The organism is Campylobacter sp. RM9333 (assembly GCF_020137705.1).
Classification (GTDB): Bacteria; Campylobacterota; Campylobacteria; order Campylobacterales; family Campylobacteraceae; genus Campylobacter_E.
In genome coordinates this window covers 35,230-52,157 of sequence record NZ_JACGAY010000011.1, presented here as the reverse complement: position 1 = coordinate 52,157, position 16,928 = coordinate 35,230, and the positions used below count along the sequence as shown (strand labels likewise).

General features: G+C 28.7%; 14 protein-coding genes. 4 read left to right on the top strand and 10 right to left on the bottom strand.

The genetic code is table 11. The features are described 5' to 3' along the window. Positions 1 to 339 precede the first annotated feature (339 nt). On the top strand, positions 340 to 1,578 hold the full coding sequence (locus AVBRAN9333_RS05415) for an McrB family protein (protein ID WP_336609564.1): 1,239 nt from the start codon (positions 340 to 342) through the stop codon (positions 1,576 to 1,578). Beyond that, the gene (locus tag AVBRAN9333_RS05410; protein WP_336609563.1) at positions 1,568 to 2,785 is read left to right on the top strand and encodes an McrC family protein; all 1,218 of its coding nucleotides are present in this window, start codon (positions 1,568 to 1,570) and stop codon (positions 2,783 to 2,785) included. The genes AVBRAN9333_RS05415 and AVBRAN9333_RS05410 overlap by 11 nt, the downstream gene beginning before the upstream one ends. 143 nt (positions 2,786 to 2,928) lie before the next feature. Here AVBRAN9333_RS05410 and argH read toward each other — a convergent pair whose 3' ends face one another. From argH to AVBRAN9333_RS05385, 5 genes are read right to left on the bottom strand one after another with little or no spacing between them, the layout of a single operon-like run. Further along, complete coding sequence (gene argH / locus AVBRAN9333_RS05405) at positions 2,929 to 4,314, bottom strand: argininosuccinate lyase (RefSeq protein ID WP_336609562.1); 1,386 nt, start codon at positions 4,312 to 4,314, stop codon at positions 2,929 to 2,931. A 1-nt stretch (position 4,315) separates the two neighbouring features. Continuing rightward, complete coding sequence (locus AVBRAN9333_RS05400; protein ID WP_336606769.1) at positions 4,316 to 5,128, bottom strand: Ppx/GppA phosphatase family protein; 813 nt, start codon at positions 5,126 to 5,128, stop codon at positions 4,316 to 4,318. After that, entirely contained in the window at positions 5,112 to 6,092 is a 981-nt protein-coding gene (locus AVBRAN9333_RS05395) for a nucleoside hydrolase (protein WP_336609561.1), read from the bottom strand. The genes AVBRAN9333_RS05400 and AVBRAN9333_RS05395 overlap by 17 nt, the downstream gene beginning before the upstream one ends. After that, the gene (locus tag AVBRAN9333_RS05390; protein WP_442862228.1) at positions 6,089 to 7,450 is read right to left on the bottom strand and encodes an MFS transporter; all 1,362 of its coding nucleotides are present in this window, start codon (positions 7,448 to 7,450) and stop codon (positions 6,089 to 6,091) included. The genes AVBRAN9333_RS05395 and AVBRAN9333_RS05390 overlap by 4 nt, the downstream gene beginning before the upstream one ends. Beyond that, a complete protein-coding gene (locus tag AVBRAN9333_RS05385; RefSeq protein WP_336609560.1) occupies positions 7,444 to 8,940 on the bottom strand; it encodes an inorganic phosphate transporter in 1,497 nt (498 codons plus the stop codon). The genes AVBRAN9333_RS05390 and AVBRAN9333_RS05385 overlap by 7 nt, the downstream gene beginning before the upstream one ends. 116 nt (positions 8,941 to 9,056) lie before the next feature. On the opposite strand from AVBRAN9333_RS05385, the gene AVBRAN9333_RS05380 reads away from it, so the two are divergent. Next, positions 9,057 to 9,659 (top strand): tetratricopeptide repeat protein, encoded by a 603-nt coding sequence (locus AVBRAN9333_RS05380; RefSeq protein ID WP_336609559.1) that lies wholly within the window; start codon positions 9,057 to 9,059, stop codon positions 9,657 to 9,659. Between the two features lie 384 nt (positions 9,660 to 10,043). On the opposite strand, the gene AVBRAN9333_RS05375 is transcribed toward AVBRAN9333_RS05380, so the two are convergent. Then, on the bottom strand, positions 10,044 to 12,491 hold the full coding sequence (locus AVBRAN9333_RS05375; protein ID WP_214119483.1) for a molybdopterin-dependent oxidoreductase: 2,448 nt from the start codon (positions 12,489 to 12,491) through the stop codon (positions 10,044 to 10,046). An 11-nt stretch (positions 12,492 to 12,502) separates the two neighbouring features. Continuing rightward, positions 12,503 to 13,099, bottom strand: coding sequence for a hypothetical protein (locus tag AVBRAN9333_RS05370; protein WP_336609558.1), 597 nt, complete (start codon positions 13,097 to 13,099; stop codon positions 12,503 to 12,505). A gap of 243 nt (positions 13,100 to 13,342) precedes the next feature. Here AVBRAN9333_RS05370 and AVBRAN9333_RS05365 point away from each other — a divergent pair, with 243 nt between their 5' ends. Further along, on the top strand, positions 13,343 to 14,539 hold the full coding sequence (locus AVBRAN9333_RS05365; protein ID WP_336609557.1) for a major outer membrane protein: 1,197 nt from the start codon (positions 13,343 to 13,345) through the stop codon (positions 14,537 to 14,539). An 86-nt stretch (positions 14,540 to 14,625) separates the two neighbouring features. Here AVBRAN9333_RS05365 and AVBRAN9333_RS05360 read toward each other — a convergent pair whose 3' ends face one another. The 3 genes from AVBRAN9333_RS05360 to AVBRAN9333_RS05350 form a co-directional block, all read right to left on the bottom strand. Then, the gene (locus AVBRAN9333_RS05360) at positions 14,626 to 15,663 is read right to left on the bottom strand and encodes a hypothetical protein (RefSeq protein WP_214117823.1); all 1,038 of its coding nucleotides are present in this window, start codon (positions 15,661 to 15,663) and stop codon (positions 14,626 to 14,628) included. A gap of 224 nt (positions 15,664 to 15,887) precedes the next feature. Then, complete coding sequence (locus tag AVBRAN9333_RS05355; protein WP_214119487.1) at positions 15,888 to 16,346, bottom strand: type II secretion system protein; 459 nt, start codon at positions 16,344 to 16,346, stop codon at positions 15,888 to 15,890. 39 nt (positions 16,347 to 16,385) lie between these two features. After that, positions 16,386 to 16,856 carry a type II secretion system protein gene (locus AVBRAN9333_RS05350; RefSeq protein WP_336609556.1) on the bottom strand — a complete coding sequence of 157 codons (471 nt, stop codon included), beginning with the start codon at positions 16,854 to 16,856 and terminating at the stop codon, positions 16,386 to 16,388. Positions 16,857 to 16,928: the final 72 nt, after the last annotated feature.

Genomic DNA, 16,928 nt, shown 5'->3' with positions numbered 1-16,928 from the left:
TACAAAGATTATTACAATAGTTTTAAAGGTGCAATGCACCTTTAAAAACGCATTAAAGATTATTGCGTTAATAATAGGAGTTTTTAAGGTGCTATCTTTAGCACCTTTTTTATAAAAATCAAATAAAATCAAAAAACTAGCATAAAAAATATTTATGATTGTTTTAAATTACTACCTTATTAAAAATATTTATCATTTTCTACTTTTTAATTTTGATTTAGATTTAAGATATTGCATAATTTTTGTAAGTGATATTGTTAAATTTGTTATACTTTATCTAGTTAATATATTATGAAGTTTTTTAAATATTATATGAAAAAATAAAGGAGTAAAATACCTATGAAAAAATATCCGTTAAATCAGATTTTATATGGAGCACCAGGGGTTGGTAAGACTTATGATACTATAAAAATAGCTTTAGAGATTTTGGGCGAAGATTTTTCAACTCAAACAAACGAAATTGACACAAGACAAGCAATGCAAAAAAAGTTTAAGGAGTATGTAGAAAACGGACAAATCGTATTTATCACTTTTCATCAAAGTTATGGATATGAAGAATTTGTAGAAGGAATTAGACCTATTTCTGAGAATGGTGAAATAAAATATGTTGTAGCTAATGGTATTTTTAAGAGTTTATGCGAACAAGCCAAAGGTAATACAGAGTTAATCAATAATTTTGATATTTTAATAGAAACATTAAAAGAAAAATCATCAATAGATTTAGCTGACCCTGAAAAGTATTTTAATATTCCAAATACAAAATATCATATTCAGTTTAGAGATGGTATAACTTTTAGAATTAAATTTGATGGTATGAGTGATAAGCATAAAGATTATCCAGTTAATATAGAATCAATAAAAGAGTTATATAAAAATCCAAAATACCAACTTTATAATTCTGCTTATGCTAAAGTAATCATAGATTATTTAAAAACTCTAGGTTTAAAAGAATATGTTGAAAATTCCATAAAAAAGCCTTATATAATCATTATTGATGAGATAAATCGTGGGAATATTAGTAAGATTTTTGGAGAGCTTATCACACTTATTGAACCTAGTAAAAGACTAGGAAATACTGAAGAGCTAGAAGTAGTGTTGCCATATAGTAAAGAGAGTTTTGGTGTGCCAAATAATGTTTATATAATAGGCACTATGAATACAGCTGATAAGAGTATCACTACCCTTGATACGGCATTAAGGCGTAGGTTTGAGTTTAAAAAGATGATGCCTAATAGTTTTCTTTTAAATTCTAATTGCGATGGGATAAATCTTCAAGAATTATTAAATAAAATGAATGAAAGAATTGAATGTTTAATAGGAGATGAAAAGCTTATCGGACATTCGTATTTTATGGGTATAAACAAAATTGATGAGCTTAAAGTTGTGTTTAGAAATAAGATTTTACCACTTTTAGAAGAGTATTTTTATAATGATTATTCGCAGATAAAATCGGTGCTTAATGATAATGAAGAATTGATAGTAAGTAAAAATATGTTAAATCAAGAAGTTTTACGCATAAATAATAAGTTTTTGGATAAATTAACAAAAGATTGGTTTAATAAAATCTATGGCAAATAAAATAGCCCACGAACACGAAATAATAAGCTCACTTGATAACGACGAGTTTTTAAATGAGCTTATGAGTTTTGCTGAAAATAACCCAAAGTTTTTAAAAATAGTCGGTAAAAATAAACTAAAAGCAAGAAATTATGTAGGACTTATAAAGACAAAAAGTGGGGTTTTAGAAATTTATCCTAAGGTTTCAAAACCAAGTAATGAGATAATGCCAAGAATAGATTTAAGCAAGGCTTATGAGCTAAAAGATGAGATGTTTAAGGATTGTAAAGAAAGAGAGTTAAATCCCAAGCAGCTACTTTTAGAACTTTTAAGAACTTTACAAAAAAGTCCGTTTAAAAAATCGCTTAAAGCAACGCTAAAAGATGAAAAAATGTCACTTTTTGAAGTCTTTGTTGAAATGTTTTTAGAAGAACTTTTCGTGCTTTTAAATAAAGGGCTTATGAGTGATTATATAAAAATAGCTGAAAATAGAACAACTTTAAAAGGCAAATTGCTTTTTAATGAGAATTTAAAACATAACTTAATTCATAAAGAGCGATTTTTTACCGAAAATGATGAATATATCATAGACAATGTGATAAATCAAACTATAAAAACTACATTATTTCATTTAAAAAAACTAAGTCAAAATAAAAAGATTTTAAAATATTTAAAGACTTTTGATGATATTAGTTTAATTGATATTAAAAAATGTGAATTTAGTGTAAAAAATAAGCATTATAGTTATTATGAAAACATACTTTTATGGTGTAAGTTATTTTTAAATGGTTTTAGTTTTACACCATTTGCGGGGGATAATAACGCTTATGCTTTGCTTTTTGATATGAATAGACTTTTTGAAGATTATGTAGCTTTTATGCTTAAAAAACACAATCCAAATATAAAAATAAGCACTCAATTATTAAAAAAACACTTAATAAAAGATGGTCAAAATGAGCGTTGTTTAATGCGACCTGATATTTTAATTGAGCTTAAAGATAAAACAATCATCGCTGATACAAAGTATAAAATCATAAATAAGTTAAGTGATATTAGCCAAGCTGATTTATATCAATTATTTGCCTATGCAATAGCTTTTAAAGTTAGTGAAGTTTGGCTTATATATCCACTTTTTGATGGTAGTTTAGGGTATAAAACACTAGAATATAACTTAGATTGCTTTAATACTAAGATAAAATTACAAATTCTTTTTGCTCCTTTAGGTTGATATTTTAGTTGCATTGTGATTTGTTATAATCTTAGGTTTTATGAATTTAAAATATGATTAGATATAAATAAAAAGCTTAATTATTAAGATAATAAATTTCAAGTTTAAAGATAGCTTTTACTATCTTTAAACATAGTTTAAAATTAAATTCCTAGATTTTCTAATGTTTTTTGAGCGTTTAGGAGTTGGGTTTTTACTGCGTTTTCTGATGTTCCACCATAAGAATTTCTTAAATCAACGCAAGTTTTTAAATCAATTGCTTTATAAATATCATCTTCAATTAAATCACACTCAAGCCTTAATTCATCTAAGCTTAATTCATCTAATTTAAGTTTTTTTGAGATTGCATAGCTTACTAATTTTCCCGTAATTTCGTGAGCTTTTCTAAATGGCACACCTTTTTTAGCTAAATAATCAGCCAAATCAGTAGCATTTGAATATCCATTAGCAGCTGCTCTTAGCATATTTTCTTTAATTGGTTTCATTTTTGCAATTAGTTTTGTAATTATTATTAGACTATCTTTTATGGTATCTTGAGTATCATAAACACTTGCTTTATCTTCGCTCATATCGGTATTATAAGCTAGTGGCAAACCTTTCATAATAGTTAGCATTGAGATTAGATTGCCATAAATTCTACCTGTTTTGCCACGCATTTTTTCGCATACATCGGGGTTTTTTTTCTGTGGCATTATGCTTGAACCCGTGCAAAAATCATCACTTAGCTCAATGAATTTATAATCATTTGAATTAAAAATAATTAGCTCTTCACAAAGGCGTGAAAGATGGCTAAAACAAATTGCACTAACACTACAAAACTCAAGCATATAATCTCTATTGCTAACACTATCAATACTATTTTCACTTGGCTTTGCAAAGCCAAGTTCATTTGCGCTAAAAAATCTATCTATATTAAAAGTAGTCCCCGCAAGTGCAGCCGAGCCTAACGGACATTCGTTTAATGAGTTGTATAGATTTAAAAATCTATCATAATCTCTTTTAAACATCCAAAAATACGCCATTATCCAATGCGAATATAAAATCGGTTGAGCGGTTTGAAGATGAGTAAAGCCTGGCATAATTAAGTCTAAATTGGTCTTAGCTTGGTTTAAAATCTCTTGCATTAATTCTTTTAAATTAGCTCTAATTCCTAATACAAATTCTTTCATTTGTAATATTCCATCTAGTGCGGTTTGGTCGTTTCTACTTCTTGCAGTGTGAAGTTTGCCAGCACTTGCACCTATTAAAATACTAAGTCTTTTTTCAATAGCCATATGAATATCTTCATCGCTTATATTAAACTCAAATTTATTTTCTATAAATTCGTTTTGAATAATTTCTAAGCCTTTTAAAATCTCTGCTAATTCTTGAGAGTTTATGATTTTTTGACGCTCAAGCATTTTTGCGTGTGCTATGCTTCCTTTTATATCTATTAAAGCAAGTCTGTTTTCAAGTGGCAAAGTCGCTGTGTAATTTTCTACTAATTTATCCGTAGCTTGGCTAAATCTACCGCCCCATAATTTTTTCATACTATTCTCCTAATAAAATTCCTTCTTTAAGCCCATAAGCTGAAATGATAAATTCAAAATCATCAAATAAAGTATCAATAAAATAAGCCCCGCAAAGCACTGCAAAATCTCTATTAACTCCTAGCATTAAATCTCTTTTTTCGGCATTATTTGTATTAATAAAATCAATTAATTTATATAATTCATCTTTATTTACAATGCTATTATGAAACTCTAAATCATCAATATCTTTATAAGCAATATTTTTTGCAATACTTTTTGCAAATATTCCCGTTTTTGATGCTAGAACAATTGGTCTTGGATAGCTTTTAAGCTCGTTTTTATAAGGGTTTAAAAGTGTATATGCGTAGTCTTTAATATCTAAGTTTTTTTCTTTTACGCTTTTATAAAAAGATAAAAGTCCTATATCAAGTAATAATTTTTTATCATTACTCGTAATTTCTGTTGAATACCCACCAACATCTACTAAAGTAAAATCACCTTGAATTGAAATTCCAACCCCTAATCTAGTAAGCCTTGCTTCTTCGTTTTGGCTTAATATTTTTAATTTAAAGCCATATTTTTGATAAAGCATATTAGCTATTAAATCAGCATTTTTACTTTTTCTAAAAATTGCAGTAGCAACTACTTTTGCCTTGCTTAAATCGTAATTTAGCTCATCAAGTGCATTGATTAAGACCTTAATTCCTTCATCATTTATACACTCGTTTTCATAAAATAGTCCTAAGTTTAAGACCTTTTCGTAGTTTTTTAAAACCTTATCAAATACAGCTATTTTAAGAGTATTTGAGCCTATATCAATTGCTAAATTCATTTAAAGTTGCCTTTATTAGCTTTAATAATTTTTCATTATCAATATCTTTTAAAACCTTTACTAGGTTTAACTTGCTTAAATCAATGCCTATATTCATATTAAGATTTTTATCATATCTTAAGCTTTTGCCCCTTGCTTCGCCACAAGTTTCTATATCTACATAATATTCATCGCTTTTACAAATGCTAGAATCTAGCAAATATGCAATTATTAAAGCATCGTGTATCCAAGTGCCAATGCTATTTCTTGTAAGCTCTGCATAGCTTATCCAAGGCTTAATACTTGTATATAAAAAATCACATAATTTATTATTAATTGCTTTTATTTCTTCTAAATCTTTATGAGTTAGGCTAGTTTGCATTGTGATATTGTAAGGTGCTAGAGTGATTTTTGCCCCACTTCTTAGCACAATCCTAGCAGCTTCTGGGTCAAAACCAAAATTAGTATCTTTAGGGTATTTACTCATATCAAATACCCCGCCCATAATTAAAATCTCTTTTACATTTTTTGCAAACTCATTATCTAAAATACAAGCTTGAGCTATGTTTGTAAGTGGTCCAATAGCACAAACAATAAGCTCATTTTTATAAACTCTTGCTAATTCGCATAATTTATAAACAGCGTTTAATTTGGCGTTTTTATAAATTTTAATAGGTTTAAAATCTTGCCATAAGTGTTCTAATTTAAAATTATAAACACTCTCATCAAGTCTTTTTCTCCACGGCGTTTCATCTTCTAATAAAGCCTTGCTTGAGCCTAAAAATACAGGAATTTTAATCCCTAATTTAGAAATTAAATTCCTTGCGACTGCATAAGCTTTATGATTTATCACATTTCCGCTTAGAGTTGTTATTGCTTTTAAATCAATCTTTTTACTAGCAATTGCAAGTGCTAGGGCTAAGCCATCATCAGTATTAGCCCCACAAATACCATTGCCTATATCAGTGTCAATTACGATTTTCATATAGCATCTTCAATAAGATTTAAATCTCTACCCCTAGTTTCAGGAGCAAAAAATGTAGTAACAAATCCAATTCCTGCCATAAATATAAAATAAGCAGCGATTAAATACCAATTATGAGTTAGATTTATAAAATAAGTTGCTAAAAATGGTGCAGTTCCACCTGATAAAATGCCACCGATTTCTTTAGCTAGTGCCATTTTTGTATAACGATTTTTGCACCCAAACATTTCAACTCCGTAAGCTGCTTGAACTCCAAAAATCCCTAAAGATGCAAGACACATTCCTACGACAATTACACAAATTACTATTATTTCATTTTTGCTATCAAGTAACATAAATGCAGGAACTGCATAAATCATTAATAATAAGCAAAATATCCTATACATAATGCGACGACCAAATTTATCGCTTAGCCATCCAGATAATGGAATAACTAAAAATCCTAAAAATGAAGCTATTAAAACCCCTGTTGTAGCTATTTGTTTATCTAATAATAAAATAGTATAAACATAACCTACTAAAAAGCTTTGAGCTATATAAGATGGGGCGTTTTCTCCCATTCTAAGACCTAGCATAATAAAAAATGATTTGTTTTTTTGCCAAAAAGTTTTGTTTTCGGTTTTGTGAGTTTTTAAATTTTGTTCTCGTTGTTTTTGCATTTGTTCTTTTTGTTTTGCAAATACAGGTGTTTCTCCTACAAAGCGTCTTAGATATAAGGCAAATGCAGCTATTAAAAAGCTAAATATAAATGGCAATCTCCAGCCCCATTCTAAAAAGTCTTTATCATCTAAAAATCCAAGTAAAAACCAAATTCCACTAGCAATTAAAGTCCCACTATTAGAGCCTAGTGCAATGATTGATGATACTAAACCACGATTTTTGCTAGGTGCGTATTCGCCTAACATAATAGCTCCACCGCTAAGCTCAGCTCCTGCTCCAAAACCTTGTAAAAATCTTAAAATTACTAATAATAAAGGTGCTAAAATGCCTATGCTATTATAAGATGGGATAAATCCTATTAAAGTAGTCGCTGCACCCATTAAAAATATAGTTATCATCATAACTTCTTTACGACCATATTTATCTCCTAATCTACCAAAAAAGAAAGCTCCAATAGGTCTAGCAATAAAGCCAACTCCATAGGTTGCAAAACTAAGCATTAGAGCGATTATAGGGGTTTGCTCTGGGTAAAAAACTTTACCAAAAACGGTTGCAGCCGCAAGGCCGTATAAAACAAAATCAGCATATTCCATAGCAGTTCCTAGCCAACAGCTAATGATTGCGTTTTTAAAGGATTTTTTGCCTTCTTTTGTCTTTAAAATATCATCTTGAATTTGATTCATTAAATCTCCTAAAATAAATAATAAAGTAAGCTTAAGAAAAATGCCGAAATTAAAGCACTAGCAGGTAAGGTTATCATCCACGCTAAGCCTATTGGCTTCATCATTTTCCAATTTGCGTTTTTGTTAAATACTCCAATTCCTAATACCGCACCTATTAGAATATGAGTTGAACTGATTGGAATTCCTAGTTGAGTTGCTAGAAGTATTACAATAGCTGAAGCAAACTCGGCACTAAAACCTGTGGTAGGCTTGATTTTTGCTAGGCTTTTGCCAACGGTTTTAATAACGCTTTTGCCTAAAAACCAAAGCCCAGCAACTAGTGAAATGCCAAATACTAACATTACAATAGTAGGCACTGCTGAAGTTGGATTTATTGTATTTGTGTGTAAAATATCTAAAATCGCAGCAAATGGTCCAACTGCGTTTGAAATATCGTTTGCTCCGTGAGAAAAGGCAAATGTGCAAGCAGTAAATATTTGAAACCATGAAAAAATACGATTTACTGCTTTTTTTGGTTCGCCTTTTTTCATAATATTAATAATTCCTACACAAATTATATAAGCACTAATACAAATTAATAAGATGATTAATCCTATACTAAAATGACTAAGTCCTGTATCAACATTATTTAAGGCTTTAAAAAATAACATAGATGAAATTACAAAAGCTATTAAAGTAGCTAAAACAGGTATGCGTTTGCTTAAAAATCCTGCTACATCAACTGCTTTTTCTTTTTTTGTAAATTCTTTTAATTTATTTGCGTATTCGCCTTTTTCGTTAAGCAAAATGCCGTAAAGCTCACTATATTGCTTAGATTTTTCGCTTTGCATAAATTCATCTATATATTGTTTTTTATACTCTGCTTTATCTTTTTTGATTTGCTTTAAAATATTTTCCTTTTCTTTAGTAGGAACTACAATGAATTTATAAACTAACGAATAAACAAAATAACTCAAAACCCCGCCTAATACAGGAGATATAAACCAACTAGCAACAATGGTTCCTATCCCACCCCAGCTAACTTGAGTAGCGTTATTTTCGGCTATGAAACCTAAAGCTAGTGCAGCACCTAAAATTCCGCCTACTATTGAATGAGTTGAACTAACTGGTAAAGATTTATAAGTAGCTATAAAAATCCAAACACTAGCAGCACACAAAGCACTCATCATAACATAAGCAAAGTGCATAGGTTCTATGTTTTCTTTAACGCTTACAATACCACTTCTAATAGTAGCAGTTACTTCAGCACCAGCAAAAAATGCTCCGCTAAATTCAAATATCGCAGCTATTATTAAAGCTTGTTTTATGCTAAGAGTTTTTGCTCCAACACTCGTTCCAAAAGCATTTGCAACATCGTTTGCACCTATATTGAATGCTAAAAATATTCCAAAAATTGCAGCAATTGTAAAGAATATATAATAATTTGTGGTGCTATAACCCCAAAACAAAAAGCCAACACAAACGATAGCAAAAAGTATCGTTATAATAATGTTTTCTCTTGCCATTACCTTTCCTTTTTAAAAAATTGGGCTAATTATAGACTAAAAAAAATTGTTAAGATTTCTACAATGTAAAATCTTTGTAAAATATGCTAAGATACGCAAAATTAAAAGGAGTGTTGATGAAAAAGTTTTTAGTATTGGTATTTTGTGTTAGTGCTTGTTTTGCTAATAATCAAGTAATTTGTAACAATGCGAATGATTGCTATAACATAGGAATTGCTAAGGCAAAAGAAATGCAAATAGCAGAATCTATTAAGTATTTAGAAAAGTCTTGCGAGCTTAATTATATGTCAGCTTGTATGGAATTAGGAACTGCTTATATTTATAGTGCTAAAAGTAAGGAAGAATTTACTAAAGGGATTAATTATTATATGTTAGCTTGTAATAATAATGAGCCTATATCGTGCCACAATATAGCGTATATGTTAGAGCAAAGCCAAAATCCTGCATTAATGAATGAAATAAAGAGTTATTATGAAAAATCTTGTAATTTAAGATATTTAAATGCTTGCACTAATTTAGGAAATATTTATTATACGAAAGAAAACAATAAAGAAAGAGCGAAAATGCTTTATGAAAAAGCTTGTAATTTAGGAGAGGCTATAGCTTGCAATAACTTAGGTAACTTTTATTATTATACCAATAAAAGCTTGGCTAAGGAATATGTAAGAAAAGCTTGTGATTTAGGCTATCAAGTAGCGTGTGAATATAAAATAGATTAAATTATAAAAAGTGCAAAATTAATTTTTCTAGCTAATTCCTTTTATTTTTGATAGTATGAAAATAAAAGGAATTTAAATTGGTAAGATTTTTTAATAAAGTTGATTTTTTTATTTTCGTATTGAGTGTAATTTTTACGCTTATTGTATTTTTGTATTTAAGCATTTAACTAATTTTTCAGCCTTAGATATAACTGCTAATTCTATATTTATTATATTTGCAAATGCTTATTATTTTTATCTGTATTTAAAAGATGAATTGTTATATGATTCGTTTTTTGTATTTATTGGCTCTTCTTTTATTTTAGTAATCTTAATATACGGCTGCATTATTTTATGAAGTATTGGAGTTGGAATTTAAAAGCGAGAATAAATCTCGCTTTTTATTTAACCTTGAATGATTTTTGGCTTAGAAAATGCTCTTAAAGGTCTAATAACACCTTTGAATTTTTCAATCTCTACTAAGGTTGTGTGAGCTGTGTTTGATTGAGCTAGTTTTGATGTTCCTTTATCACGAGTTAGCACATTTACGCATCCGTGCTGACAAAGTGATTTTTTCCCATAAACTTCAGGGTCATACCAAGCACCTTCACAAATTATAATAGTATCAGCCCTTACAATATCACTTACTAATGCACCTGCTAAAATTTCGCCCCTATCATTATATACTCTTACAATATCGCCTGTTTTAATACCTCTTGCTTTTGCAGTATCAGGATGAATTATCATAGGCTCTCTGCCATTTACTTCAGCATAATTTCTAATAAGTGAGTTATTTAGCTGAGAGTGTAGTCTAAATCTAGAATGAGGACTTACAACAGCAATTGGATATTTTTTAATTTGTTCTTTGTTACCAACCCACTCAAATGGTTCAAACCAAGCAGGATGACCTAAACAATCATCATAACCCATTTTTGCAATTGTTGGAGAGAAAATCTCAATCTTTCCACTTGGTGTTCCTAATCTATATTTATGCGGATTGCTTACAAAATCACTAAGTCTTGTGTAATACTCTGTATCTTTATTTACTTTATCAAATCTAACAAATCCTTTATTAAGTGCTTCGTCAAAAGTTGGCATATCATATCCTAATGTTTTTCCTTGTTGTAAAGCGTCGTTATAAATATATTTCATCCAATCAAGCTCGGTTGCTTTTCCTTCTGTAAATATTTCTTCTACTCCCCATCTTTTACAAATTTCTTTACAAATCCAAAAATCGCTTTTACTCTCTCCCATAGGTTCAATTACAGGCTTATTTAAGAAAATATATTCAGAATTTGTACTAGCTTCTATATCATAACGCTCAGGCTCAATAGCAACAGGTAAAACAATATCACTTAATTTTGCTTGTGAAGTCCAAAATGGTTCAGCTGTAATAATCGTATCAACCTTTTTAAATCCTTCAATAGCACGATTTACATCTTGATGGCGAGTAAAAAATGACCCACTAGCATTAAATGCTACTTTAATATGTGGAAGTTTTATTTTTTTACCATTTTGGTCAATTATTTTACCTGGGTTTAGCATAGCGTCAATACTTCTTGAACTTGGAATTGTTATGTTTTCAAATTTTTTCCAAGGACTATTTTCGTCTCCTAAATCATCGCTTGGAATAGATGAAAGTCCTTTTAAAGTAGGTGCTATAAATTTATCAGCACCTTGAGAATAATATCCTAAACTAAACTCAAATCCACAACCCTTGCTTCCTATATGCCCTAACATTGTTGCTAGTATTGTTATCATCCAATGTGCTTGCTCGCCGTGGTCTTGTCTTTGTATTGCACGACCTGCAATAATTATTGATTTATTATCGCATAAATCATCTGCTAATTTTTTTAATGTTGTTGTATCTACTCCACAAATATTGCTAGCCCAAGTTAAATCTTTTTTTATTCCATCATTTTCGCCCATAAAGTATTCTTTAAATTTATTAAAGCCAACCGTATATTTTTTAATAAAATCTTTTGCATATTTTCCACTTTCATATAAATAACAACACATTCCTATCATCATTGCAGTGTCTGTATTAGGGCGAACTGATATTAATTCACTTTCAATATAACGATTTGTATTATTAGCATATACATCTATGCTATAAGTTTTGATTTTTCCTGCTTTACTTAGTTCTTTTAATTTTGTGAAATATTCATAATTAGTGTGAGTTGGTGTGCCAACTGCAATTTGATTTGTTACTAGCGGGTCAGTTCCCCAAAATACAACACTTTTTGCATTTTCTAAAATACTTTTCCAAGTTGTAGGTGCTTCATAAACGGTGTTTGAGCCAAAAATATGTGGTAATATTACCATACCAGCACCGGTTGAATAGTCTCCACTTTCTTCAACATATCCACCTAGGATTTTTAGCATTCTATGAGCTGTGGTTCTTCCCCAGCTAATTTTACCCCAGCCACCCCACCAATAGCATTCGCCATATATAGCTTCAGGGCCATATTTGTCAAAATTTTCTTTAAGCGCTTTTGCTGCTAAATCAAGTGCTGTTTCCCAACTAACTCTTACAAATTCTTCTTCACCCCTTAAATCGTTTTTCTTTTTTCCTTCTAGGTAGCTTTTTCTAACACAAGGATATAAAACACGGCTTTCGTTTTGTGTTCTATCTGGAACACAATTATTCATAGTATTAGGGAATTTATCTCCTTCAAAAGGTGTAACGCTAACGATTTGAGAACTATTAATATTTGCGTAAAAACTACCAAACCTATCAGATACTAAAGCCTTTTTATCATCAAAAATTGTATCTTTGATACCTTCAATTTTGCTAGCTTGTAATCCAACTCCTGCTACTGCACTTAGTTTTAAAAAACTTCTTCTTTTCATATTCTTCTCCTTTATTTAATGTCTTTTGCGTGATTTTGTAAATATTTAATAATTAAGCTTTTTTCATCCTTGCTTAGCTCCACATAACCAGAACTTATCATGCTTTCAAGATTTGAAGGCCATTGATTTACCGAATATTCTTTAGTATCGTGCAACAAATGACAAGGCGAGCAAGTTTGCTCGTAAAAACTTTTTGCATTTTTAAAGATTTCATCTTTGCTAGCTACTAAATCATTTGAATTTACATCAAAAGTTATGCTTACTTTATGCCAATTTTCTCCATATTCATCTTGCAACACTTCAAGCATTTTAATGTATGGATTAGCGTCACCTTTGTATGTTGGATTGTCATTGTTATCGTGAAAACTCATATAATTTTCAATTTGAGAAAAACTTTTAACTATTTCTTCTTGATAATTATCATTAACATATCCAATTAGCTCAACTTTGCTAGTATCGTTATTGCTTGAAATGACTTTTACAGGTGCTAATAAACTAGCAGTTCCTATTATTTTACCATCAAGTTTAATTTCAACATCTTTATTTAAGTACATACTATTTGCTAATGCAAAAGATGATATAAGACAACTTATAAATAACTTTTTCATATAACTCCTTAAAATAAAATTAATTTTTATATTTAATATTTTAAACTAATAAACTTATGAAATTATTAAAAAGAATAATATTTATTATTCATTTTATTATGAGAATTTAAAACTTAATTTGATATATAAAAAATAATTCTTAAAGAATTTAAATTATCATATTATTTAATATTTATTATGATAATTAATTTAAATATAAGTTTGTTTTAATAATATTTATCATTCTCATAAAAAAGGATAAAAATGAATATTAAAACAACAATTTCTTTAAGTTTAGTTGCTGTTTGTGCCAATGCACTTAGTTTAGAACAATCAATAAAAAATGTAGATTTAGATGGGTTTTTAAGGTATCGCTATGATGCTACTAGAGTTAAGGATATTGCTTTAACTCAACCAGCACACAAAATTAGATTAGATTATAAATTAAGCCTAAATTTAGCTGATAATTACAAGGCTAATGCGGTGTTTAGATATGATACAAAATCTTTTAGTTATTCAAATAATGCTTATATTAAAACTAATGATAATTTTCATTTAAAAGAAGCGAATTTAACTTATACTAATTTTAATACAAGCTTTAGTTTTGGTAGATTAAAAGTGCCTAGTATGTTTAATGATGGGGTTTTGGTTACTTCGTTTTTGATTGATAATCATTCTTTAGATAATACAAATATAAATGCGTATTTTGTAGATAATTTTGATTTGAGTGAAAGTAGTTTGATAAACGAAAAAGCAATAAATCAAATATCTTATAAAATACCACTGAAAGCTACAAATCTGCCAAAGAATTTAAAATCACAAATCTATAATCAAAACCTTTATGGGCTAAATATTAATTATCATAATGATTTAATAAATCTTACTTTAGGTGCTGATTATCTTAATGATTTTGCTATTTTCTATGGAGTGGATTTGAAAAGTTATTTAGGAGATAAGAAGAGTTATCATTATTCTTTTAATTCTCAACTAACTAGCACATCATTAAAGCAAAATTACAAAACTTCTCTAAATGCAAGTAATTCTATATTTTATGGCGTTGAAATTCTAGTCGGATTTAAGAATTTTGATTTTGAGTTAGGCTATATAAATTATGGTAAAAAGGATAAAGCAAATTTTGTAACTTGGCATGATAAAGGATTGCTTTTGCATTCGGGAAAAACGATAATAGATGGATTTTATGGTGGAATAGGTAAAAGAGAATATTTGTATTCAAATATATCTTATAAATATGATAATTTTAATTTTTTATTTAGCATAATTGATGGCGGGGTAAAGCTTGATTTAGCTAAATATAAGCAAACAGAATTAATGCCAAAAATTGTTTATAAATATTCTAAGAAATTAAAATTTAGCGCATTTTATGATTATGCGATTACTAAAACCGATATGAAAAATATTAAAACTTATAAAACTAGATTAGAAGCTAAATACTCGTTTTAACTATATTAAGAATTGAATTTAGGAATTTAAAATAAATATATAGTTTTAAATTCCATTTTTTAATTAGTTTTTATATAAATTATATTTTAAGATTTAATGTTTTCTTTGATAGCTGCTTTGATAACTTCTACAAATTCTCTACTATCTAAATAATAGTTAGGATAGGCCTTCCTTAGTGTTTTAATTTTGTCTGATGATACAAGCACTACATCAGTATTGTTTGCATTTTTTGATTTTTGTTCTAAAAAATCATAATATTCTTTAGCTTTTTCAAAATCTGATTTTTTATATCCAGTAATCCTTAAACGCCTTGTATTCATATCAAGGTCTATTACAAAATAATAATGTATCTTTTTTTGAAATTCTTCAATGTTTTTGCTAGATACTAAAAGTCCAGAAAGCATTGCTAATATGTTGTATTTTTTATCTAGTTCTAAAATCTTTTGGCATATTTCTTGTTGTGTAAATTTATTATAATTTTCGTGAATTTTTGTTTGTTCTATCATACAAAACAAAGCACTTGATAATCTAAAAAATTCTTTATATTGTTCTTCCCCTTCACCTTGCTTGATTTTTGATTTACTAGTTATTCCTAAAACTTCCACTGCTGTAGCCCAAAAATGCTGCAATTGTGTTCTAAGTTGTAATTCTAAGGCTCTTTTTGTCGTATCTTGATATTCATAAATCTGATGGATTGAGCGGTATCCATCATCTTTTGGTTTATTGATATAATCACTAGTTCGTAAAAGTTTAAATTTTTTTATACCCTTAAGATAGGTTTGTTCCATAATTTGCTGAAAAGTTTTAGTATTGTCAAGATTGGTAAATACTATCCTAAGTCCTGCAATATCTTGCATTCTATCAAGCTTCATATCTGGAAATCTTTTTAACTTGTATTCAACAGAATTTAGCCTTTTTAATCTTCTTGCTACTACTATAGGGGTAATTTTATTTGTTTTTAGTTTTCTATTAATTGATGTTGCAAAGCTTGACATTATTTGAGCGTGAACACTTCTCCAAAAAGACACTATCTCATAGTCGTTTTCAGTGGCAATACCTATTCTTATATTATCTCCAGCTTTTCTTACTTGTTGTTTGGTTGCAATTATATCGTTTTCGCCCATTTTTACTCCTATTATTGTAATTTTTAATATCAAAATCAATGCTTTTTCGTAGTGTAGTATATCAAAAAGTAATTTAGTTAATATTAGAATTAAACAACATAACGAAATTTAAGACTATTTTGTGGATTTCATTATAGCTTGATTGTAAAAATTAAATAAGAATAAATAATAAATTGTAGGAATTTAAAATAAGAAATTTATTTTAAAATTCCTAATTTAAATTCTTAATACACCACATTACTTCCACCAACAGGAATGTAAATAATATCACTTTTTGAAATATCTGTAAAATTATTATTTGTTTTTGAAATTCTTCCTGTTAGAATTTGTTTTAAAGATTCTAAGCCTAATAATTTATTGCATAATTCACTTCTAGTTTTTAGTTTTTTTACCACTATAAAATAATCATCAGTAGTAACTTCTAAACAATCAGTATTTTTAATAGTAAAATACTTATCATCTTTTAGACTTTGAGAAGTCATATCCTTTAAATTACTGCTAAAATTTGTTTGGGTTGTATAATAAGAGCCTAAATCACTAATTAAAATAGCAAGGTTTTGAGATGATTTTACTATTTCAGCATCATCTCTTGTAGCATTTAGTTTAGGAATTGCAACTGCTGCTAATACACCTAATATTACAATAACAAATATAAGTTCTATCATTGTGAATGCTGTTTTCATTAACTTCCTTAAAGTAACTAACCTAGATTAGTTTCTAGGTTAAAAATTAACATTTCCGCCACCGAGTTTGATTTCATAGGCACTAGCTATTCCTTGATGATTTTTTATATCTTTATTTCCCATAGCTGCTCTTACACTATTAGTTGCGAAGAATGATTTGCAAACACCTTTATCAAAGTCCGGAGAAGCAAAAATTTTAATAGTGCTTCCACTTGATTCTGCATTGATTGTTACACAATTTAAATCTTTAATATACAAATAAGCTGTTGAAGTGTTTGATGTATGTGGTTGCATTACTACATTTGTCATATCTTGTATATTGGTAGCAAAACTTCCTTTAGCTGTGTAATAAGAAGCTATATCACTAAGAAGTGTTGAGAAATTACTAACACCTTTTGTAATTTCAGCGTCATCTCTCGTAGCATTTAGTTTAGGTATCGCGACTGCTGCTAAGATACCTAGAATAACTATTACGAAGATTAGTTCTATCATTGTAAAAGCTTTTTTCATCTTTGTCCTTTAAAATTTAAAAAAAGCTAAGCTTGGATTTTACCAAACTTAGCTTTGTAATATTCATCAAAT

Coding starts and splice junctions, on each gene's coding strand:
- AVBRAN9333_RS05415 (WP_336609564.1), top strand. CDS start 340: ATGAAAAAATATCCGTTAAATCAGATTTTATATGGAGCACCAGGGGTT.
- AVBRAN9333_RS05410 (WP_336609563.1), top strand. CDS start 1,568: ATGGCAAATAAAATAGCCCACGAACACGAAATAATAAGCTCACTTGAT.
- argH (WP_336609562.1), bottom strand. CDS start 4,314: ATGAAAAAATTATGGGGCGGTAGATTTAGCCAAGCTACGGATAAATTA.
- AVBRAN9333_RS05400 (WP_336606769.1), bottom strand. CDS start 5,128: ATGAATTTAGCAATTGATATAGGCTCAAATACTCTTAAAATAGCTGTA.
- AVBRAN9333_RS05395 (WP_336609561.1), bottom strand. CDS start 6,092: ATGAAAATCGTAATTGACACTGATATAGGCAATGGTATTTGTGGGGCT.
- AVBRAN9333_RS05385 (WP_336609560.1), bottom strand. CDS start 8,940: ATGGCAAGAGAAAACATTATTATAACGATACTTTTTGCTATCGTTTGT.
- AVBRAN9333_RS05380 (WP_336609559.1), top strand. CDS start 9,057: ATGAAAAAGTTTTTAGTATTGGTATTTTGTGTTAGTGCTTGTTTTGCT.
- AVBRAN9333_RS05375 (WP_214119483.1), bottom strand. CDS start 12,491: ATGAAAAGAAGAAGTTTTTTAAAACTAAGTGCAGTAGCAGGAGTTGGA.
- AVBRAN9333_RS05370 (WP_336609558.1), bottom strand. CDS start 13,099: ATGAAAAAGTTATTTATAAGTTGTCTTATATCATCTTTTGCATTAGCA.
- AVBRAN9333_RS05365 (WP_336609557.1), top strand. CDS start 13,343: ATGAATATTAAAACAACAATTTCTTTAAGTTTAGTTGCTGTTTGTGCC.
- AVBRAN9333_RS05360 (WP_214117823.1), bottom strand. CDS start 15,663: ATGGGCGAAAACGATATAATTGCAACCAAACAACAAGTAAGAAAAGCT.
- AVBRAN9333_RS05355 (WP_214119487.1), bottom strand. CDS start 16,346: ATGAAAACAGCATTCACAATGATAGAACTTATATTTGTTATTGTAATA.
- AVBRAN9333_RS05350 (WP_336609556.1), bottom strand. CDS start 16,856: ATGAAAAAAGCTTTTACAATGATAGAACTAATCTTCGTAATAGTTATT.